Source organism: Bacillus inaquosorum KCTC 13429 (genome assembly GCF_000332645.1).
Classification (GTDB): domain Bacteria; phylum Bacillota; class Bacilli; order Bacillales; family Bacillaceae; genus Bacillus; species Bacillus inaquosorum.
Genome location: NZ_AMXN01000002.1, coordinates 379,780 through 397,201 on the forward strand (window position 1 = coordinate 379,780; position 17,422 = coordinate 397,201).

At 45.7% G+C, this 17,422-nt stretch carries 16 protein-coding genes, 1 other RNA gene and 1 other annotated feature; of the genes, 2 read left to right on the forward strand and 15 right to left on the reverse strand.

Going from position 1 to position 17,422, the window contains the following annotated elements; all coding sequences use genetic code 11:
- Positions 1-16: 16 nt before the first annotated feature.
- The 8 genes from BSI_RS14585 to cymR form a co-directional block, all read right to left on the reverse strand.
- The gene (locus BSI_RS14585; protein WP_003225895.1) at positions 17-148 is read right to left on the reverse strand and encodes a YrzQ family protein; all 132 of its coding nucleotides are present in this window, start codon (positions 146-148) and stop codon (positions 17-19) included.
- A gap of 21 nt (positions 149-169) precedes the next feature.
- Complete coding sequence (locus BSI_RS14580; protein ID WP_003225893.1) at positions 170-361, reverse strand: YrzR-like zinc ribbon domain; 192 nt, start codon at positions 359-361, stop codon at positions 170-172.
- 11 nt (positions 362-372) lie between these two features.
- The gene (locus BSI_RS14575; RefSeq protein WP_080030797.1) at positions 373-897 is read right to left on the reverse strand and encodes a PRC-barrel domain-containing protein; all 525 of its coding nucleotides are present in this window, start codon (positions 895-897) and stop codon (positions 373-375) included.
- A 56-nt stretch (positions 898-953) separates the two neighbouring features.
- Positions 954-3,350 carry an SF1B family DNA helicase RecD2 gene (gene recD2 / locus BSI_RS14570; protein ID WP_003237483.1) on the reverse strand — a complete coding sequence of 799 codons (2,397 nt, stop codon included), beginning with the start codon at positions 3,348-3,350 and terminating at the stop codon, positions 954-956.
- 24 nt (positions 3,351-3,374) lie between these two features.
- On the reverse strand, positions 3,375-3,995 hold the full coding sequence (locus tag BSI_RS14565) for a tetratricopeptide repeat protein (RefSeq protein WP_232919234.1): 621 nt from the start codon (positions 3,993-3,995) through the stop codon (positions 3,375-3,377).
- Positions 3,996-4,080: 85 nt separating this feature from the next.
- Positions 4,081-5,196 carry a tRNA 2-thiouridine(34) synthase MnmA gene (gene mnmA, locus BSI_RS14560; RefSeq protein ID WP_003237485.1) on the reverse strand — a complete coding sequence of 372 codons (1,116 nt, stop codon included), beginning with the start codon at positions 5,194-5,196 and terminating at the stop codon, positions 4,081-4,083.
- 27 nt (positions 5,197-5,223) lie between these two features.
- Positions 5,224-6,366 (reverse strand): cysteine desulfurase family protein, encoded by a 1,143-nt coding sequence (locus BSI_RS14555; RefSeq protein WP_003237487.1) that lies wholly within the window; start codon positions 6,364-6,366, stop codon positions 5,224-5,226.
- A gap of 18 nt (positions 6,367-6,384) precedes the next feature.
- Positions 6,385-6,801: a cysteine metabolism transcriptional regulator CymR gene (gene cymR, locus BSI_RS14550; protein WP_003225879.1), complete on the reverse strand. Its 417-nt coding sequence runs from the start codon at positions 6,799-6,801 to the stop codon at positions 6,385-6,387.
- Positions 6,802-7,002: 201 nt separating this feature from the next.
- Between cymR and BSI_RS14545 the strand changes: the two genes are divergently transcribed.
- On the forward strand, positions 7,003-8,268 hold the full coding sequence (locus BSI_RS14545) for a replication-associated recombination protein A (RefSeq protein WP_032731914.1): 1,266 nt from the start codon (positions 7,003-7,005) through the stop codon (positions 8,266-8,268).
- 41 nt (positions 8,269-8,309) lie between these two features.
- On the opposite strand, the gene BSI_RS14540 is transcribed toward BSI_RS14545, so the two are convergent.
- From BSI_RS14540 to BSI_RS14520, 5 genes are all read right to left on the reverse strand, one after another.
- Positions 8,310-9,074 carry a tRNA threonylcarbamoyladenosine dehydratase gene (locus BSI_RS14540; RefSeq protein ID WP_003237491.1) on the reverse strand — a complete coding sequence of 255 codons (765 nt, stop codon included), beginning with the start codon at positions 9,072-9,074 and terminating at the stop codon, positions 8,310-8,312.
- Positions 9,075-9,157: 83 nt separating this feature from the next.
- A non-coding RNA gene (gene ssrS / locus BSI_RS14535) (6S RNA) lies at positions 9,158-9,350 on the reverse strand.
- A 60-nt stretch (positions 9,351-9,410) separates the two neighbouring features.
- On the reverse strand, positions 9,411-11,189 hold the full coding sequence (gene aspS, locus BSI_RS14530; RefSeq protein ID WP_003237493.1) for an aspartate--tRNA ligase: 1,779 nt from the start codon (positions 11,187-11,189) through the stop codon (positions 9,411-9,413).
- Between the two features lie 13 nt (positions 11,190-11,202).
- Positions 11,203-12,477, reverse strand: a complete 1,275-nt coding sequence (hisS, locus tag BSI_RS14525) for a histidine--tRNA ligase (protein WP_003237495.1) — start codon at positions 12,475-12,477, stop codon at positions 11,203-11,205.
- Between the two features lie 90 nt (positions 12,478-12,567).
- Positions 12,568-12,798 (reverse strand) — a binding site (T-box leader).
- 59 nt (positions 12,799-12,857) lie between these two features.
- The gene (locus BSI_RS14520; RefSeq protein WP_003237500.1) at positions 12,858-13,028 is read right to left on the reverse strand and encodes a YrzK family protein; all 171 of its coding nucleotides are present in this window, start codon (positions 13,026-13,028) and stop codon (positions 12,858-12,860) included.
- A gap of 130 nt (positions 13,029-13,158) precedes the next feature.
- Here BSI_RS14520 and BSI_RS14515 point away from each other — a divergent pair, with 130 nt between their 5' ends.
- Positions 13,159-14,712: an N-acetylmuramoyl-L-alanine amidase family protein gene (locus BSI_RS14515; protein ID WP_003237502.1), complete on the forward strand. Its 1,554-nt coding sequence runs from the start codon at positions 13,159-13,161 to the stop codon at positions 14,710-14,712.
- A gap of 26 nt (positions 14,713-14,738) precedes the next feature.
- On the opposite strand, the gene dtd is transcribed toward BSI_RS14515, so the two are convergent.
- Both dtd and relA read right to left on the reverse strand, forming a co-directional pair.
- Positions 14,739-15,179 carry a D-aminoacyl-tRNA deacylase gene (gene dtd / locus BSI_RS14510; protein ID WP_003237504.1) on the reverse strand — a complete coding sequence of 147 codons (441 nt, stop codon included), beginning with the start codon at positions 15,177-15,179 and terminating at the stop codon, positions 14,739-14,741.
- A 12-nt stretch (positions 15,180-15,191) separates the two neighbouring features.
- Positions 15,192-17,396, reverse strand: coding sequence for a GTP diphosphokinase (relA, locus tag BSI_RS14505; protein ID WP_003237506.1), 2,205 nt, complete (start codon positions 17,394-17,396; stop codon positions 15,192-15,194).
- Positions 17,397-17,422 lie beyond the last annotated feature (26 nt).

A 17,422-nucleotide genomic window follows, 5' to 3' on the forward strand; every position in this document is an offset into this window, starting at 1 on the left:
AGTATCCTTTTTCGCATTAAAACATTTTCGTTATTCTTCTTCTCATCCGCTTCATGCTTCGATTATTCAGCATGTCGGATTGAGTCGCCATTCGGTACACGAGAGCTCCGGCTCCCAATGCCAAAAGAGAAGTCATCGTCCGATTCATCCTGCGCATCTCCTTTCATGATTAAAAATTGATGCTGCGTTCATCCTCAGAAAACAAATCATCCAAGCTGCTTAACGTTCCGTCTTCTTCCACTTGATGAGTTGCAATCTTCCCTTTCGCCACTGTCAGTTCAATGAAACAGCCCCAGCAATAATATTGGTTCACGCCGATTTTCCCGATATCCTTACTTTTGCAGTTCGGGCATATAAGCATATCTCACACCTCTATCCGTTCAGAACGATCTCGTCTTTCCGCACCTCGACAAGCGAATCCGCTCTTTGGATCTGGCGCTTGCTTCCCGCCAGGTCAGAAAAGAAACCGTCCGAGAGTTCATATGCTACGATTATGCCCCTGTCCAGACAAAAGTATACATCTTCCAGCATCCCCAATATATCTCCCTCTTGCGATTTCACAAGCTTCATTTTCATCTGCTCGTATGTGAAGCATGATTTCGGAAGAGGCAAAAGCTGATCTGAACTGACCGAGGCCAATATGCGGTCATCAAGAATACAAGAGATATCACACGCCCTTAATAGCGCATGATGATGATGCAAAAACCGTTTTTGTGCAAGAATAAACCCAAGACAATCTCCCTTAAGAGAAAAACAAATATCGGATATTGTCCCGAGATAACAAGAAGTTCGTTCTGAGTATACTGGGAATCCTTCTACTTCATGGCATGTTCTCAAAGTGTGATCAACCACCTTTTGTTGAACAGGCTTAGGTTTTGCTTTGCGCCTTTGACTCATACGATGAAATCACTTCCACCGCAAATAAAACAACTCCCGCTATCACGGGAGCCTTTTTACAGCTGTTCTTCTTTCATAAAATCGAATGGTGTAATGCCTTCCATGCCAATATTGGCATCGTGTACGCTGAATGGGAGCTCCTTTTGCAAAGCTTCAAGCTCAGCATCCATTTCCTCAACCTGTAATGACAGCCTGTTTTTCAAAGAAGTCTGTCTGACAGTTGCGTCGTTATTTTTCACGCCCCACTCCAGCGCCTCCTCTTCTCCGCATAAAATGAGAAATTTCTTTGCTCTTGTAATAGCGGTATAAAGAAGGTTTCTTCTGAGCATTCTATAATAGCCTTTTACAACAGGCAAAACCACAATCGGAAATTCACTTCCCTGCGATTTATGAATAGAGCAGCAATACGCATGGGTAAACTGGTTAAAATCTTTTTTCGTAAACGTCATTTCATTGCCGTCAAAAGAAACGACGGCCATATCTTCTTTTTCTGTATTTTCCTTCGCATAAAATATCGATGTAATTTCGCCAATGTCTCCGTTGAACACATTGTTTTCCGGCTGATTGACGAGCTGCAAAATTTTATCCCCGGTTCTGTAGACAACATCCCCGAACTTTATTTCCCTCCGTTTTTCTCTAGGAGGATTCAAAATATCCTGCAGCATCACATTCAGTTCATTGATCCCGGCTTTTCCTCTGTACATCGGGGCGAGAACCTGAATGTCCTTTGCCGTATAGCCTTTTTTCAATGCATTGGCGACAACCTTCTCAACTACCTCTTTAATTTGCGAGCCTCCGCAGCGAATAAAGGAACGGTCCTTCGTCGGGGCAGTCAAATTGTTTGGCAGCAACCCATTTTTCATTTGGTGGGCAAGCTCGACAATCGATGAACCCTCCGCCTGGCGGTAGATGTCTGTCAGTCTCACAGTCGGTATCACCTGGGATGCCAAAAGGTCTCTCAGCACTTGGCCCGGACCGACAGAAGGCAGCTGATCTTCGTCACCGACAATGATGATTTGAATATGATCAGGGATCGCCTTGAACAAATGGTTCGCCAGCCATATATCAAGCATGCTGGCTTCATCGATTATTAACAGCTTCCCTTCAATCGGCTCATCCTCTGTATGGGTAAATCCTTCAGCGCCGTTCCAGCCGAGCAGCCTGTGAATCGTCACTGCCGGAAGCCCCGTTGATTCACTCATCCGTTTCGCCGCTCTTCCTGTCGGTGCGGCCAATACAACCGGAAAAGCTTCATCCTTTTTATACGCTGACGGGTCGAGGGACACACCGTGAAGCTCTCCGTACAGTTCGACAATCCCTCTGATTACCGTCGTTTTCCCTGTTCCCGGTCCCCCCGTTAAAAGAAGCATCGGTGAGGAAAGGGCTTTTTGAATCGCTTCCTTCTGGCTAGGGGCATACTGAACGTTCATCCGTTCTTCCAGTTCTCCTAAAGCGAGCAGAAATTCTGATTCGGGAAACTGGTCATCATATTCAGTTTGGCTTGCGATATGTTTCACTCGCTTAGCAACATTTTGTTCAGCGTAAAACAGCGATGGAAAATAACAGCGGCCATCTTCTATGACAATGTCTTTATTTTCTCCAAGGGCAATAATCGCGTTAGCGGCATCCATTTCAGTGATGCGCTGCCCCTCCCGAGCTGATTGATTTAACAGAGATTGGGTGTCAATAATCAGCTTCTCCGTTTCTATGTACGTATGCCCTTCTGACAGACAAGTCGTTTCAAGCGTGTACAATATGGCGGCTTTTACCCGCTCAGGGTGATTACCCGAAAGGCCCATTCTGCTGCCCAGCTCATCCGCTTTCCCAAATCCGATGCCTTCTACATCTTTCACAAGCTGATAAGGGTTTTCCTGAATCTTTTCAAGCGTCTCGGATTCATAGGCTTGGTAGATTTTCATAGACAGCTGAGGGCCGAAGCCAAACTGATTCAGGGAAATCATGATTTGCTCCAGTCCCTGATGACGCTGCAAGGCGCCGGCCAGCGTATCAGCTTTCTTTTTTGACAGCTTCGGAACGTCATAAAGCACTGAAGCGTCAGCCAATATTTTATTAATAGCGCTGTCGCCCAGCTTTTTCACAATTTCCTCGGCTGTTTTTTTGCCGATTCCCTCGAACAAATCACTCGATAAATATTGAATGATGCCTTCCTTAGTCGTCGGAATCTCCTTTTTGAAATGCTCCGCCTGAAATTGGAGCCCGAATTTTGGATGGGTTACGATCTTTCCGTAAAACGTGTAGGTCTCTTCTTCTTGAAGCGCAGGGAAGTAGCCCGTCACGGATACGGCTTTATCTTCAATAGCTTCGGAGGTCTCTGTGACTTTCACTTTCAGAACCGTATATAAATTGGTGTCATTATGATAGATGACTGTGTTGACTGTCCCTTTTAAATAGGGCTCTTCCTCCAGTTTAAGCTGATCCGGATGCTGCTGCACGAGCTGTCCCTCCTCCTCTGCCTGTTATGATGGGTCGATCAGTTTTTTTGCATGAAGCGCAAGCATATGATCTGGCTGGATGTCAATCGCCTTGTCCAGCATTTCCAGCGCTTTTTCTCGATTTTCTTTATAAGCATAAGCAACACCGGCATTGTAAAATGCATCAGCGTGCCCAGGATCTTGCTCTGTTACAGCTGCGAATTGGCTGAGCGCTTCGTCCAGCATGCCCTCGTTCGCTAAGCACATCCCAAATTGAAAGCGCGCTTCTGTATCGTTCTCATTCAGTTCGACCGCTCTTTGTAAATATGGCAGTGCAAGCTTAGGCTGTTCGAGCTTGACAAGAACCGTTCCGAGCATATAAAACAGGTCGCCGTTTTCCATCCCGGCACGAAGCGCTTTTTCAAACATGTCTTTCGCTTCTTTGTACATTTCTTTTACAACATAGACATTTCCTGCTCCATAATAAGCAGTGGCGGCGCTGCTGTCTAATTCAAGCGCTTTATCATAAAACGCTAAAGCCCGTTCCAGCTCGTTCACGGATGAAAGCAGGTTAGCAAAGTTAATATACGGAATCGCGTCTTCTTTATTTTCTTCAATCGCTTTTGTAAATGCCTCTGCCGCTTTCTCGTAATCGCCTTTTTGCATCGCCTCTATACCGAGTTGATTATAATCCACCGACCATCTTCCTTTCATTAAAAAACCCCAACTCAGTGTTGAGGTTTTTCATCTTTTATACGTACCACAATTTTGTTCCGTCTTTGTACACATCATCAATAGTTCCGCCGCCAAGGCATTCTTCGCCATCATAGAAGACAACGGCTTGACCCGGCGTGACAGCACGGACTTGTTCATCAAAGATGACTTCCGCTTCTCCTTCACCTGTCATGCGCACCGTCACTTTATGATCTTCTTGGCGATAACGGAATTTAGCCGTGCAGGAAATCTCTTCGCCCTTCATGATATCCGAACGAACCCAGCTAATATTCGTAGCTGTAATTTTGTCGGAATAAAGAAGCGGGTTATGGAACCCTTGATCCACGTAGAGGATGTTCTTTTCAAGATCTTTACCAACCGCAAACCACGGCTCGCCGCTTCCTCCGATGCCAAGGCCGTGACGCTGTCCGATCGTGTAGTACATTAACCCGTCGTGGCGTCCTTTTACTTCGCCGTCCATCGTCATCATATCGCCCGGCTGTGCAGGGAGATATTGGCTGAGAAACGTTTTGAAGTTGCGTTCGCCGATAAAACAGATGCCCGTACTGTCTTTTTTCGTTGCCGTTGCAAGATCTGCTTCTTTGGCAATTTCACGCACACGGCTTTTTTGAAGCTCGCCGATCGGGAACATGACTTTGCTTAGCGTATCTTCTGTCAGCTGATTCAAGAAGTACGTTTGATCTTTGTTTTCATCAATGCCGCGCAGCATTCTGACTTTGCCGCCGCTTCTGTCGACCCTTGCATAGTGGCCAGTCGCTAAATAGTCGGCGCCAAGTGACAGGGCATGCTCCAAAAATGCCTTGAATTTAATTTCTTTGTTGCACAGCACATCCGGGTTTGGTGTTCTGCCTGCTTTATATTCATCGAGGAAGTATTGAAATACCTTCTCGTAATATTGCTTTTCAAAATTAACGGCATAGTACGGAATTCCGATTTGATTGCAGACGCGGATCACATCTTCATAATCCTCTGTCGCCGTGCAAAAACCGTTTTCGTCCGTATCATCCCAGTTTTTCATAAAGATTCCGATTACATCATAGCCCTGTTCTTTTAACAGCAGGGCCGCCACAGATGAGTCTACTCCGCCGGACATGCCGACGACGACTCTTGTATCCTCCGGCCGTTTTTCCATTTTATTCACTCCAATAACTAAGCCGCCTTATTGTGTCAGCCGTTTGACAACGTCGGCCACATGTTTGGCAGCGGTTTTCACTTGCTCAGCCGTATTGCCGAGGCCGAAGCTGATCCGAATCGAGGACGTCAGCCGGTCACTCTCATCCCCGAACATGGCAGTCAGCACATGTGACGGCAGGACCGAACCGGCGGTGCACGCTGATCCGCTTGAGACAGCGACTCCCGCCATATCAAGATTTACAAGCAGTGCTTCTACTGATACACCGGGGAAATACAGGTTCAGTACATGCGGCAAACTATGCTCTTTGTCCCCGTTGATCTCGAATGCCACACCGGCATGTTCAAGCGTGTCGGCAACAATTGTTTTAAACGATTGATACTTCTCGTTTTTTTCGTCCCGTTCTTCACTTGACAGCTTGATGGCTTCTTTCAGCCCGACAATACCGGGAACATTTTCTGTTCCGGCACGGCGTTTTCTTTCTTGCTCTCCTCCGAACAAGAGCGGGGAAAGCTTCACATCTTTACTTGCATATAAAAAGCCTGTCCCTTTTGGCCCGTTGAGCTTGTGCCCAGAAACAGACAGAAGGTCAATATGGCTGTTTTTCACATGAATTGGCAGCAACCCGAATGCCTGAACAGCATCCGTATGAAAATAAGCCTGGTGTTCCTTCAGCAGCTCACCGATTTCATCGATCGGCTGCACTGTTCCGACTTCATTATTTCCATACATCACTGTCACAAGGATTGTATCATCACGCAGTGCTTCTTTCACCTGATTTGCACTGACTCTTCCATTTTGGTCAACGTCCAGATACGTTACTTCAAATCCGTCTTCCTCAAGTTTTTCACACGTGTGAAGGACGGCGTGATGTTCAATTTTTGTCGTGATGATATGTCTGCCCAAATCTTTTCTTGCAAGCGCGGTTCCCATGATAGCCAAGTTATCAGCTTCCGTGCCCCCGCTTGTAAAAATGATCTCCTGCTCTGTAGCTCCGATTTCAGCTGCAATCTGCGCTCTTGCTTCGTCCACCCATTTTCGAGATTCTCTTCCAAATGAATGAATACTGGATGGATTGCCGAAATTGCCGGAGAAATGCGGTATCATTTTTTCCAGCACGCGCTCATCCAGCGGAGACGTTGCGGCATGATCTAAATAAATCCGTTCCATTATGTTTACACCTCTGATCTAAATATAGAACATATAAGCTTCTTGCTCTCCGTCTGTATAGCTTGCAAGATCCTCTAGTGTTGTACTGTCTAAAACCTCTTTCACAGCATCCCGAATGCGAATCCAGAGCTCACGCTTGGCAGGCTCCTCGTCTTCCAGCACTTCAACAGGACTGATCGGCCCCTCAAGTACACGGATAATATCTCCCGCCGTAATCGCATCCGGCTCGCTGCCTAATACATATCCGCCGTATGCGCCTCTGATGCTTTTCACTAAACCGGCATTTCTGAGCGGCGATACCAGCTGCTCCAAATAATGCTCGGACAAATTATTCGTCTGTGCGATGCTTTTTAATGAAGTCGGGCCTTCACCATGCTTTTTTGCAAGCTCGATCATAATGGTGAGTCCGTATCTTCCCTTAGTTGATATTTTCAACATGAACACCTCTGTTATTTCATGATTTTCCACAATTATAATGGTAATTTCTATATGATTCGTCCGTTTATTATCTAATAGACCAACTGTTATTATAACATACCTTCAGCAAATTTTCATTGAGGCAGGCGGAAACGGGCCTTCCCTCTTTTCTAATGTCCAGTTTTCCGTTACCCTGTAATTAAGTAAGGAGAGATGATGATGAAGCCATTGGCATATCGGATGCGTCCGACAAAAATAGAGGATATTATCGGCCAGCAGCATCTGGTGGCTGAAGATAAAATTATCGGCAGAATGGTTCAGGCAAAACATTTGTCATCCATGATTTTGTACGGGCCTCCCGGAATTGGAAAAACATCAATCGCAACAGCAATCGCCGGTTCAACAAGTATTGCTTTTCGGAAGCTGAATGCTGTCATTAACAATAAAAAAGATATGGAAATCGTAGCCCAGGAAGCTAAAATGTCAGGTCAGGTGATTTTGATTCTGGATGAAGTTCACAGGCTGGATAAAGGGAAACAAGATTTTCTATTGCCCTATTTAGAAAACGGGATGATCATTTTGATCGGAGCAACCACGGCTAACCCGTATCATGCCATTAATCCTGCGATCAGAAGCCGGACACAGATTTTTGAGCTTGAGCCGTTAACACCGGAACTGATTAAACAGGCTCTGGAACGGGCGCTTCATGATGAGCATCGGGGCCTTGGCACATATTCTGTATCCATTGATGATCAGGCGATGGAGCATTTTGCCCACGGATGCGGAGGAGACGTCCGATCCGCTTTAAATGCGCTTGAGCTGGCCGTCTTGTCAACGAAGGAGTCAGCTGGCGGCGTAATTCACATTACATTAGAAACCGCGGAAGAATGTTTGCAGAAAAAGAGCTTTTCTCACGATAAAGATGGTGACGCGCATTATGATGTTTTGTCCGCCTTTCAAAAATCAATCCGCGGCTCTGATGCCAACGCCGCTCTTCACTATTTGGCAAGATTAATTGAAGCTGGCGACCTGGAAAGCATCGCAAGACGACTGCTTGTTATCGCCTATGAAGATATCGGCTTAGCAAGCCCGCAAGCCGGTCCAAGAGTCCTGCACGCTATTCAGACCGCTGAGCGAGTCGGATTTCCCGAAGCACGAATCCCGCTGGCCAACGCAGTCATTGAACTTTGCCTCTCACCGAAATCAAACTCAGCCATTCTCGCAATCGATGAGGCGCTGGCGGATATCAGAGCCGGAAAAATCGGGGATGTCCCGAAGCATTTAAAGGACGCGCATTATAAAGGAGCCCAGGAATTAGGAAGAGGAATCGACTATAAATACCCGCACAATTACGACAACGGATGGGTCGAACAGCAATATCTCCCTGATCCTTTAAAGAACAAGCAATATTACAAGCCGAAGCAAACGGGCAAGTTCGAATCCGCGTTAAAGCAGGTATACGACAAATTAATGAAAAGAAAATAAGACAAAAACAGCCTTGATGACTCAAGGCTGTTTTTTACGGGTTATTTATCTTTCACACGTTTGATTTCAATGTCTTTCAAAAGATCCATGACAACATGTCCGCCCATAATCAAACCGGCAACTGACGGCACAAAAGCATTAGAGGATGGCGGCATTTTTGCTTTGCGGATTTTCGCTTCATCATTTCCCACTTCTTTTCTGACATCTTCCCGAATGACAATCGGGCTTTCGTCAGAGAAAATCACTTGAACGCCCTTTTTGATACCCTCTTTGCGTAATCTCGTACGGACAACCTTTGCAATTGGATCAGTGTGCGTTTTTGAAATATCAGCGATTTGGAAGCGTGTCGGATCCGTTTTATTCGCTGCACCCATGCTGGAAATGAGCGGAATATCCCGTTTCAGACATTCTTTCATTAAATGAATTTTATAATGAATGGTGTCTGACGCATCAATGACATAGTCAAGATTATATTCAAAAAATTGCTCATACGTTTCTTCCGTATAGAACATTTTTAACGCGATCACTTCACACTCTGGGTTAATGTCTGCGATCCGCGCTTTCATTAAATCAACTTTCGGCTGTCCGACTGTTGAAAGAAGCGCGTGAAGCTGGCGGTTTACATTTGTAATGTCCACATCATCTTTGTCGACAAGCAGAATGCGGCCGACGCCTGACCGCGCAAGAGCTTCCGCCGCAAACGATCCGACTCCGCCGACCCCAAGAACAGCAACCGTGCTGTTTTTCAGCGTTTCAAGGCCTTCTTTTCCGATAGCTAATTCATTGCGTGAAAACTGGTGTAACAAGAACCTCACTCCACATTCGTATTCTGGTTTTCATCTATAAAATGGCTGATCCATGAGCAGCCGTTTTTTCTGCGCACAAAAAATAAAGTCCCAATAGTGCCGTTGCAGCTTTCCTTTGTTTTGAACCCGCTCTCAGCAGGTGGGTGCCCTCTTTTAAATCTTGTAAGTCCTCTTTACCGAATGAAAAGAGGCATGTACGCCATTTAAAAATGCGGGCTCCCAAATCAAAAAAATGTTCGGTCAAAACTAGGTGTACAACTAACACATCAGGACTTTATTTAACTTGTCAAAATCATATCACAGACGATTTTGATTTTCAAGAATCGAACTGCTCATTCAGTTCTTAACTTTTTTCTTAATAGAAAGATGAAGCTCATCAAGCTGGGCGTCGCTTACTTCCCCTGGCGCTTCTGTCATCAGGCAGCTTGCACTTGCCGTTTTCGGGAATGCGATCGTATCTCTTAGGTTCGTACGTCCTGCGAGAAGCATAACGAGTCGGTCTAAGCCGAGCGCGATTCCGCCGTGCGGAGGAGCGCCGTATTCAAATGCTTCTAAAAGGAATCCGAACTGCTCAGCTGCTTCTTCTTGTGAGAAGCCAAGAAGCGCAAACATTTTTTCCTGAATATCCTTTTCGAAAATACGGATCGAACCTCCGCCAAGCTCATAGCCGTTTAAGACGAGGTCATAGGCTTGTGCTTTCATGTCTTCAGGCGCTGTTTCAATCAGCTCAAGGTCTTCACGGACAGGCATTGTGAACGGATGGTGGGCTGCGTAAAAACGGCCTTCCTCCGGATCATGCTCTAAGAGCGGCCAGTCGATGACCCATAAGAAATTAAACAGGTTTTCGTCAATCAGTCCGCGCTCTTTCCCAAGCTTTAAGCGCAGGGCGCCGAGTGATGCGGCTACAACTTCGAATTTATCCGCTCCGAACAGCAGCAAATCACCTTCAGCAGCATCAAGTGCTTCAATCAGCTTAGACTGCTTTTCTTCATCAAAGAATTTGGCGATCGGGCCTTTCACTCCGTCTGCCTCAACTTTCACCCAGGCAAGTCCCTTTGCCCCGTAGTTTGCAGCAAAAGCGCCAAGAGCGTCGATGTCTTTTCTGGAGTAATCGCCGGCTCCGCCTTTTACATTAATCGCTTTGACAACGCCGCCGTTTTCCACAGCTGATGAGAATACTTTAAATTCTGTATCCTTCACAATGTCAGACACATCTGTCAACAGCATGTCAAAACGCGTATCAGGTTTATCAGAACCGTATTTGTTCATTGCCTCGTCATACGTCATTCGAGGAAGAGGAAGCTTGAGCTCCACCCCTTTTGTTTCACGCATAATCTTTGCCATCATATCCTCAGCCAATGACATAATGTCCTCCTGGCTCATAAAGGACATTTCAATATCGATCTGCGTAAACTCAGGCTGGCGGTCCGCACGCAAGTCTTCATCGCGGAAACAGCGGGCAATCTGATAATAGCGTTCAATGCCGGATACCATCAGAAGCTGTTTAAATAGCTGCGGAGACTGAGGCAGCGCATAGAACTCACCTTCGTGCACACGGCTCGGCACCAAGTAGTCACGTGCTCCCTCAGGTGTGCTTTTTGTTAAAATCGGCGTTTCAATATCAAGAAACCCGTTATCATCTAAAAAGCTGCGGACTGCTTTCGTCACGTTATGCCGCATCTGCATCGTTTGAAACATAGCAGGTCTGCGCAAATCTAAGTAACGGTGTTTTAAACGGACGTCCTCTGATACGTCTTCTGCTTGATCAGAAATCGCAAACGGCGGTGTCTTTGCAGCACTTAATACTGTCACTCCATCAGCGTGAATTTCGATTGCGCCTGTTTTCAAATTCGCATTGACCGTGCCTTCTTCACGCGCTACCACTTTCCCTTTAACATCAAGGACGTATTCGTTTCTGATGCCTTCTGCAATAGCAAGCGCTTCTTTTGACACATCAGGGTTAAAAACGACCTGAACAATTCCTGTACGGTCACGCAAGTCAATAAAAATCAATCCGCCGAGGTCCCGTCTTTTTTGGACCCAGCCTTTCAGCGTTACAGATTCACCAATTGCTTTTTCAGTTATATCACCGCAATAATATGTTCTTCCAAACAATGCGTTCCACTCCTTATCCCTTTTGGTTTGCCTTCATCACATGTATAAATTCATCAAGTGCCACTTCAATCTGTTCGCCCGTCTGTGAATCCTTTACATTGATTTTATTTTGGGCAAGCTCATCTTCACCCAAAATCGCAATAAATCTGGCATTCAGGCGGTCAGCTGTTTTAAACTGGCCTTTCATTTTCTTATTTTCATAATCAATTTCGCTGGAAATGCCTGCTTCTCTCAGTTTGTACACCAATGAAACAGAATAATCCTTCGCTTTTTCGCCGAGTGTGACGATATAGCAGTCGATTCCCTGATCAACAGGCAGTTCTCTTTTTTCAGCATCAATTGCGGCAAGCAGGCGTTCAATGCTCATCGCAAATCCGATGCCCGGCGCTTCAGGTCCGCCGATCTGTTCGACAAGTCCGTCGTAGCGTCCGCCGCCGGCAAGTGTCGTAATCGCGCCAAACCCCTCCGCATTGCTCATGATTTCAAATGCGGTGTGGTTGTAATAATCCAATCCTCTCACAAGGTTAGGATCGATTTCATACGAAATGCCAAGGTCGTTTAAGTATTGTTTCACTTTTTCAAAATAAGCGGCTGATTCTTCATTTAAATAGGTCAAAATCGAAGGTGCCGATTTCATCAGCTCATGATCTCGGTCTTTTTTGCAGTCCAAGATTCTGAGCGGGTTTGTGTGCAGCCGTGACTGGCAGTCTGAACAAAACTCTTCGATGCGAGGCTCAAAATGTTTCACGAGCGCTTCTCTGTAGCTTTTGCGGCTTTCTTGATCGCCGAGACTGTTTAGAACAAGCTTAACATTTTGCAAGCCTGCTTTTTGATAAATACTCATCGCAAGCGCCATTACTTCTGCATCGATCGCAGGGTCTTTCGAGCCAATCGCTTCAATTCCGAATTGATAGAACTGGCGGAAGCGGCCCGTCTGCGGACGTTCGTAACGGAACATCGGCCCGACATAATAAAGCTTTGTCGGCTGAACAGGATTTGCGAATAGCTTGTTTTCATTAAAAGCGCGAACCGCCGCGGCTGTTCCCTCTGGACGAAGCGTCAGGCTTCTGCCTTTGCGGTCCTGAAAAGTATACATTTCTTTTTGTACGATATCCGTTGACTCCCCTACACCTCTGGCAAACAGTTCTGTATGCTCAAAAATCGGTGTGCGGATTTCTTTATATTGATAAGTGCGGCAAGTGTCTCTCATAATTTGTTCAACAAACTGCCAGCGATCTGATTCTCCAGGCAGAATATCCTGTGTTCCTCTCGGAATGTTATATCCCATATGTAGACCTCCTTATGTATTCCTTATAAAATATACAATTATCGTTAATGATGAAAATGAAAAAAACCCCCGCCCCTACTATACATGTATAGTAGGGACGAGAGTTATACCCGTGGTGCCACCCTAGTTGGAATATGTTCATATTCCCGCTCGATCCTTTAACGCAGGTTCACGTTCACTGCCTAATGACGGGATTAACGCGTTCAGCAGGAAACCTCCGGAGTGTTGTTTCGAGAAAGACGCAATGGGATCCGCTTTCAGCCGGGGCGATTCCTCTCTAGCCATGCAATCTGACCTACTCTTCTCCATTATTGGTTCAAATCATTCATCATTTGCTATGTACTCAATTTCTATTATAATAATGGGATTGGGGTTCTCTGTCAAGCTTTATTCCGGTTGTTTTTCCTCATCGCTGCTTCTTTGGACATAAGACCAAATTCAGAAGCTGTTTCCGTAAGATAACCGGTCGTATCGGGGTCAGCGTGATCGCTGTAATGCAGATTTGCTTCACCGTCGTGAAATGCGCGTCCCATTTTTGGATGATATTTCATGATTTGCACACCTTTTTGATTTATTTACGCCTAGTATAAACAAATCATTTTATTTTTATTTAAAAATCAGAAAGGACTTTACGATATTAAGCAAGAATGCTTTTTTTATGATCATCGAAAGGAGGACACAATGAGCAAGAAATACTTTGTTCTTATTGTATGTATTATCGTCGCCGGGGCGCTTTTCACGCCTTTTTCATCTGTTACAGCCGCTCAGGGAGAAGCGGTCATCGCAACAGATGAAATGAACGTCAGAAGCGGCCCGGGGCTTAGCTACGGCATTACAGCGGAAGTGAAAAAGGGAGAGCACTACCCGATTTTAAAGGAAGACGGGGACTGGGTGCAGATACAGCTTAGTTCCGGAGAAAAAGGATGGGTGGTCTCCTGGCTTATTACAAAGGAAGACCAGGCCAGCTCAAGTTCTTCAGAAAGCAGTGACACCGTGACATCAACAGACCCCGATCTGCGGATGAGAACCGGACCGGGCACTTCATACGAAGTCATCGGCAAATTCCCTCAAGGCAGCCAAGCATCTGTCATTGATAAAGATTCCGGCTGGATCAAGATATCCTATCAAAATGCCACCGGATGGGTGTCATCTGAATATGTCACGTCAGGCGGCAGCAGTTCAGCGTCTGATGAGAGCGATCAAACCGAATCTTCCGGGGCATCAACGGGCACAGTCGGTGTTTCTTCACTTAATGTAAGAGCCTCCGCCTCACATGACGCGGCGATTATAACAAAACTTGACCGCGGAATGAAACTGACGATTCTCAACGAGAAAAATGGCTGGGCTCACATCGAGGTGAATGGTCTGAAAGGCTGGGTTGCAAGTCATTACCTTTTGACTAGTTCTGATCCAGCTGAAGATTCAGCAAATGCCGGCAGTTCATCCACCGCTAAAAAAGCCTATATCGTATACGGAGGAACGAATTTAAGAAGTGAAGCGTCAACATCAGCTTCGATCGTTGAACGTGCTGCCAAAGGCGATTCGTATACCATTACTGGTTCAAAGGGAAGCTGGTATGAAATAAAGCTTGATAACGGGCAGACTGCTTATGTAGCCAATTGGGTGGTCCAAACGTCTAAAAGCGCAGAAGAAGCAGGTGAGCCGCCTGTCTCTGATTCCCCGTCCGGAAACGGCTCTCTGAACAATAAAACGATTATTGTTGACCCGGGACACGGAGGAAAAGACAGCGGAACGATCGGCTATTCGGGCAAATTTGAGAAAAACCTGACGATCAAGACGGCAAAGCTGCTCGCCAGTAAACTCAGATCAGCTGGAGCAGATGTGTATGTGACACGCCAGGATGATACCTTTGTCAGTTTACAGTCACGGGTCTCCACGTCTCACTATCGCAACGCTGACGCCTTTATAAGCATTCACTATGACAGCTATGCAGATACTTCCACAAGAGGCAGCACTGCTTATTACTACAGTCCTGCCAAAGATCAGGAACTGGCATCAGATGTACACTCTGAAGTGGTAAAGCGTTCTTCCATTCCTGACCGCGGCGTGTTATTCGGAGATTATTTTGTGCTCAGGGAAAACAGGCAGCCCGCTATGCTGTATGAGCTGGGATATGTAAGCCATCCGCAGGAAGAAGCCATTGTACATAGCAATTCATACCAAGAAAAAGTAACAGACGGGATTGAAAGTGGATTAGAGAAATATTTCCAATAAAAAAAGCTGCCTCTTGGCAGCTTTTTTTATTTTGAATCCATAATGAGCGTGACCGGTCCGGAGTTTGTTAGCTGAACATCCATCATTGCTCCAAACGTTCCGGTCTCCACCTTGATTCCTTTTTCACGAAGCAGGTCATTCCATTTTTCATAAAGCCCTAAAGCTTTATCAGGTTTGGCGGCGTTCATGTAGTTCGGCCGACGCCCTTTTTTCGTATCTCCGTAAAGCGTAAACTGTGAGACAGATAAAATCTCTCCTCCTATATCTAAAAGAGACAGATTCATTTTTCCTTCACTGTCATCAAAAATACGTAGATGAACAACTTTATCGGCTAAATAAGCTGCATCCTCTTCTGTATCATCGTGAGTGATGCCGACCAGCACCATGAGGCCTTGTCCAATTTGACCGACAACCTCTTCATCCACAGTAACGTTTGCTTCTGTTACTCGCTGAACAACTAATCTCATTTTTTAACCCCTCTAGTTCATGACGCGGCGCACAGAATAGATATCTCTTATCTGTTTAATACGCTCGACGACTTTATGCAAGTGATTAATATTCTGAATGAAAATCGCCATATGAATGGTTGCCACTTTATTGCGGTCCGATTTGCCAGAGACAGATGAAATATTTGTTTTCGTTTCATTCACTGCCTGAAGCACCTCGTTCAGCAATCCGCGGCGGTCATAACCAAGAATCTCTATCTCAACATTGTATTCCTTGCGCTTTTGAACCTGTGACTCATGTTCCCACTCTACCGGGATCAGCCGCTCCTGGGCTTCATTCGTTTTGACATTCGGACAGTCTTCACGATGGACCGAAACCCCTCTGCCTTTTGTGATAAATCCGACAATATCGTCACCCGGTACAGGATTGCAGCATTTTGATAAACGGACAAGAAGATTGTCGATGCCCTTGACGCGAACGCCCGCTTCCCGTTTTCTTCCTTGCGGGTATGGCTTAGATTCCGCAGTGACTTCCTGAACGATCTTTTCCTGTTCTTCCTGATCGCGTTGCTTTCTCTCTTTTTCCGTCAGGCGGTTTGCCACCTGCAAGGCTGTAATGCCGTTGTAGCCGACCGCTGCGTACATATCCTCTTCATTTGAGAAATTAAACTTGTCAGCAACCTTCTGGATATTCTCCGGCGTTAAGACATCCTTCACTTCAAAATCCAGATTTTTAATTTCTTTTTCTACCAGTTCACGGCCTTTTTCGACATTTTCTTCGCGCCGCTGTTTCTTAAAGAATTGACGGATCTTATGCTTCGCCTGGGATGTTTGGGCAAGCTTCACCCAATCCTGGCTCGGGCCGTAGGAATGCTTAGAGGTGAGAATTTCAACGATATCACCTGTCCGAAGCTTATGGTCCAGCGTTACCATTTTTCCGTTTACTTTGGCACCGATTGTTTTATTGCCGATTTCAGAGTGAATCCGGTAAGAAAAATCAATCGGAACAGAACCGGACGGAAGCTCGATTACATCTCCTTTCGGCGTAAAGACATACACCATGTCAGAAAACAAATCGATTTTGAGCGATTCCATAAATTCTTCTGCATCAGTTGATTCATTTTGGAATTCTAAAATTTCACGGAACCAAGAAAGCTTTTTCTCAAAGGTTGCGCCTTCATTGGCCGCTTTCCCTTCTTTATAAGCCCAGTGAGCCGCAACCCCGTATTCCGCAATTTCATGCATTTCAAAGGTGCGGATCTGCACTTCAAGCGGATCGCCTTTAGGTCCAATCACCGTTGTATGAAGCGATTGATACATATTCGGCTTCGGCATTGCGATATAATCTTTGAATCTGCCGGGCATCGGTTTCCAGCATGTGTGAATGATGCCGAGCACCGCGTAGCAGTCCTTTATGCTATTCACAAGAATGCGGACAGCCAGCAAATCGTAAATTTCATTGAATTGCTTATTTTGCAGCACCATTTTTCGATAAATACTGTAAATATGCTTTGGACGTCCTGAGAAGTCAGCCTTAATGTTCACTTCTTCGACACGTTTCTTCACTTCATTGACAACCTCTTCGACATAAAGCTCACGTTCTGCGCGTTTCTTCTTCATGAGGTTGACAATTCTGTAATATTGCTGAGGATTCAAATAACGGAGCGCCGTATCTTCCAATTCCCACTTAATTTTTGAAATCCCGAGACGATGCGCCAAAGGAGCAAAAATTTCCAGCGTTTCATTTGAAATTCTCCGCTGTTTTTCCTGAGGAAGATGTTTCAGCGTCCGCATATTGTGAAGACGATCCGCCAGCTTGATCAGTATGACCCGGATATCTTGAGCCATAGCGACAAACATTTTGCGATGATTTTCCGCCTGTTGTTCCTCTTGAGATTTATATTTAATTTTGCCGAGCTTCGTTACGCCGTCCACAAGCATTGCCACTTCTTCGGAAAATGCTTCTTTCAGGTCATCGAGCGTCACATCTGTATCTTCCACGACATCGTGCAAAAATCCGCCTGCGATCGTGGAAGGGTCCATTTCAAGATCAACGAGAATGCCCGCAACCTGAATCGGATGAATTATATATGGCTCGCCCGATTTGCGGTATTGCTCGCGATGAGCACCTTCAGCGTACAGATATGCTTTTTCGACAAATGCGATATGCTCATCGGATAGATAGCTGCGCGCTTTATCAATAACTTGCTCGGCAGTCAATACTTGTTCGTTCGCCATGGAATCACCTTTTTTAAAATGTAAAC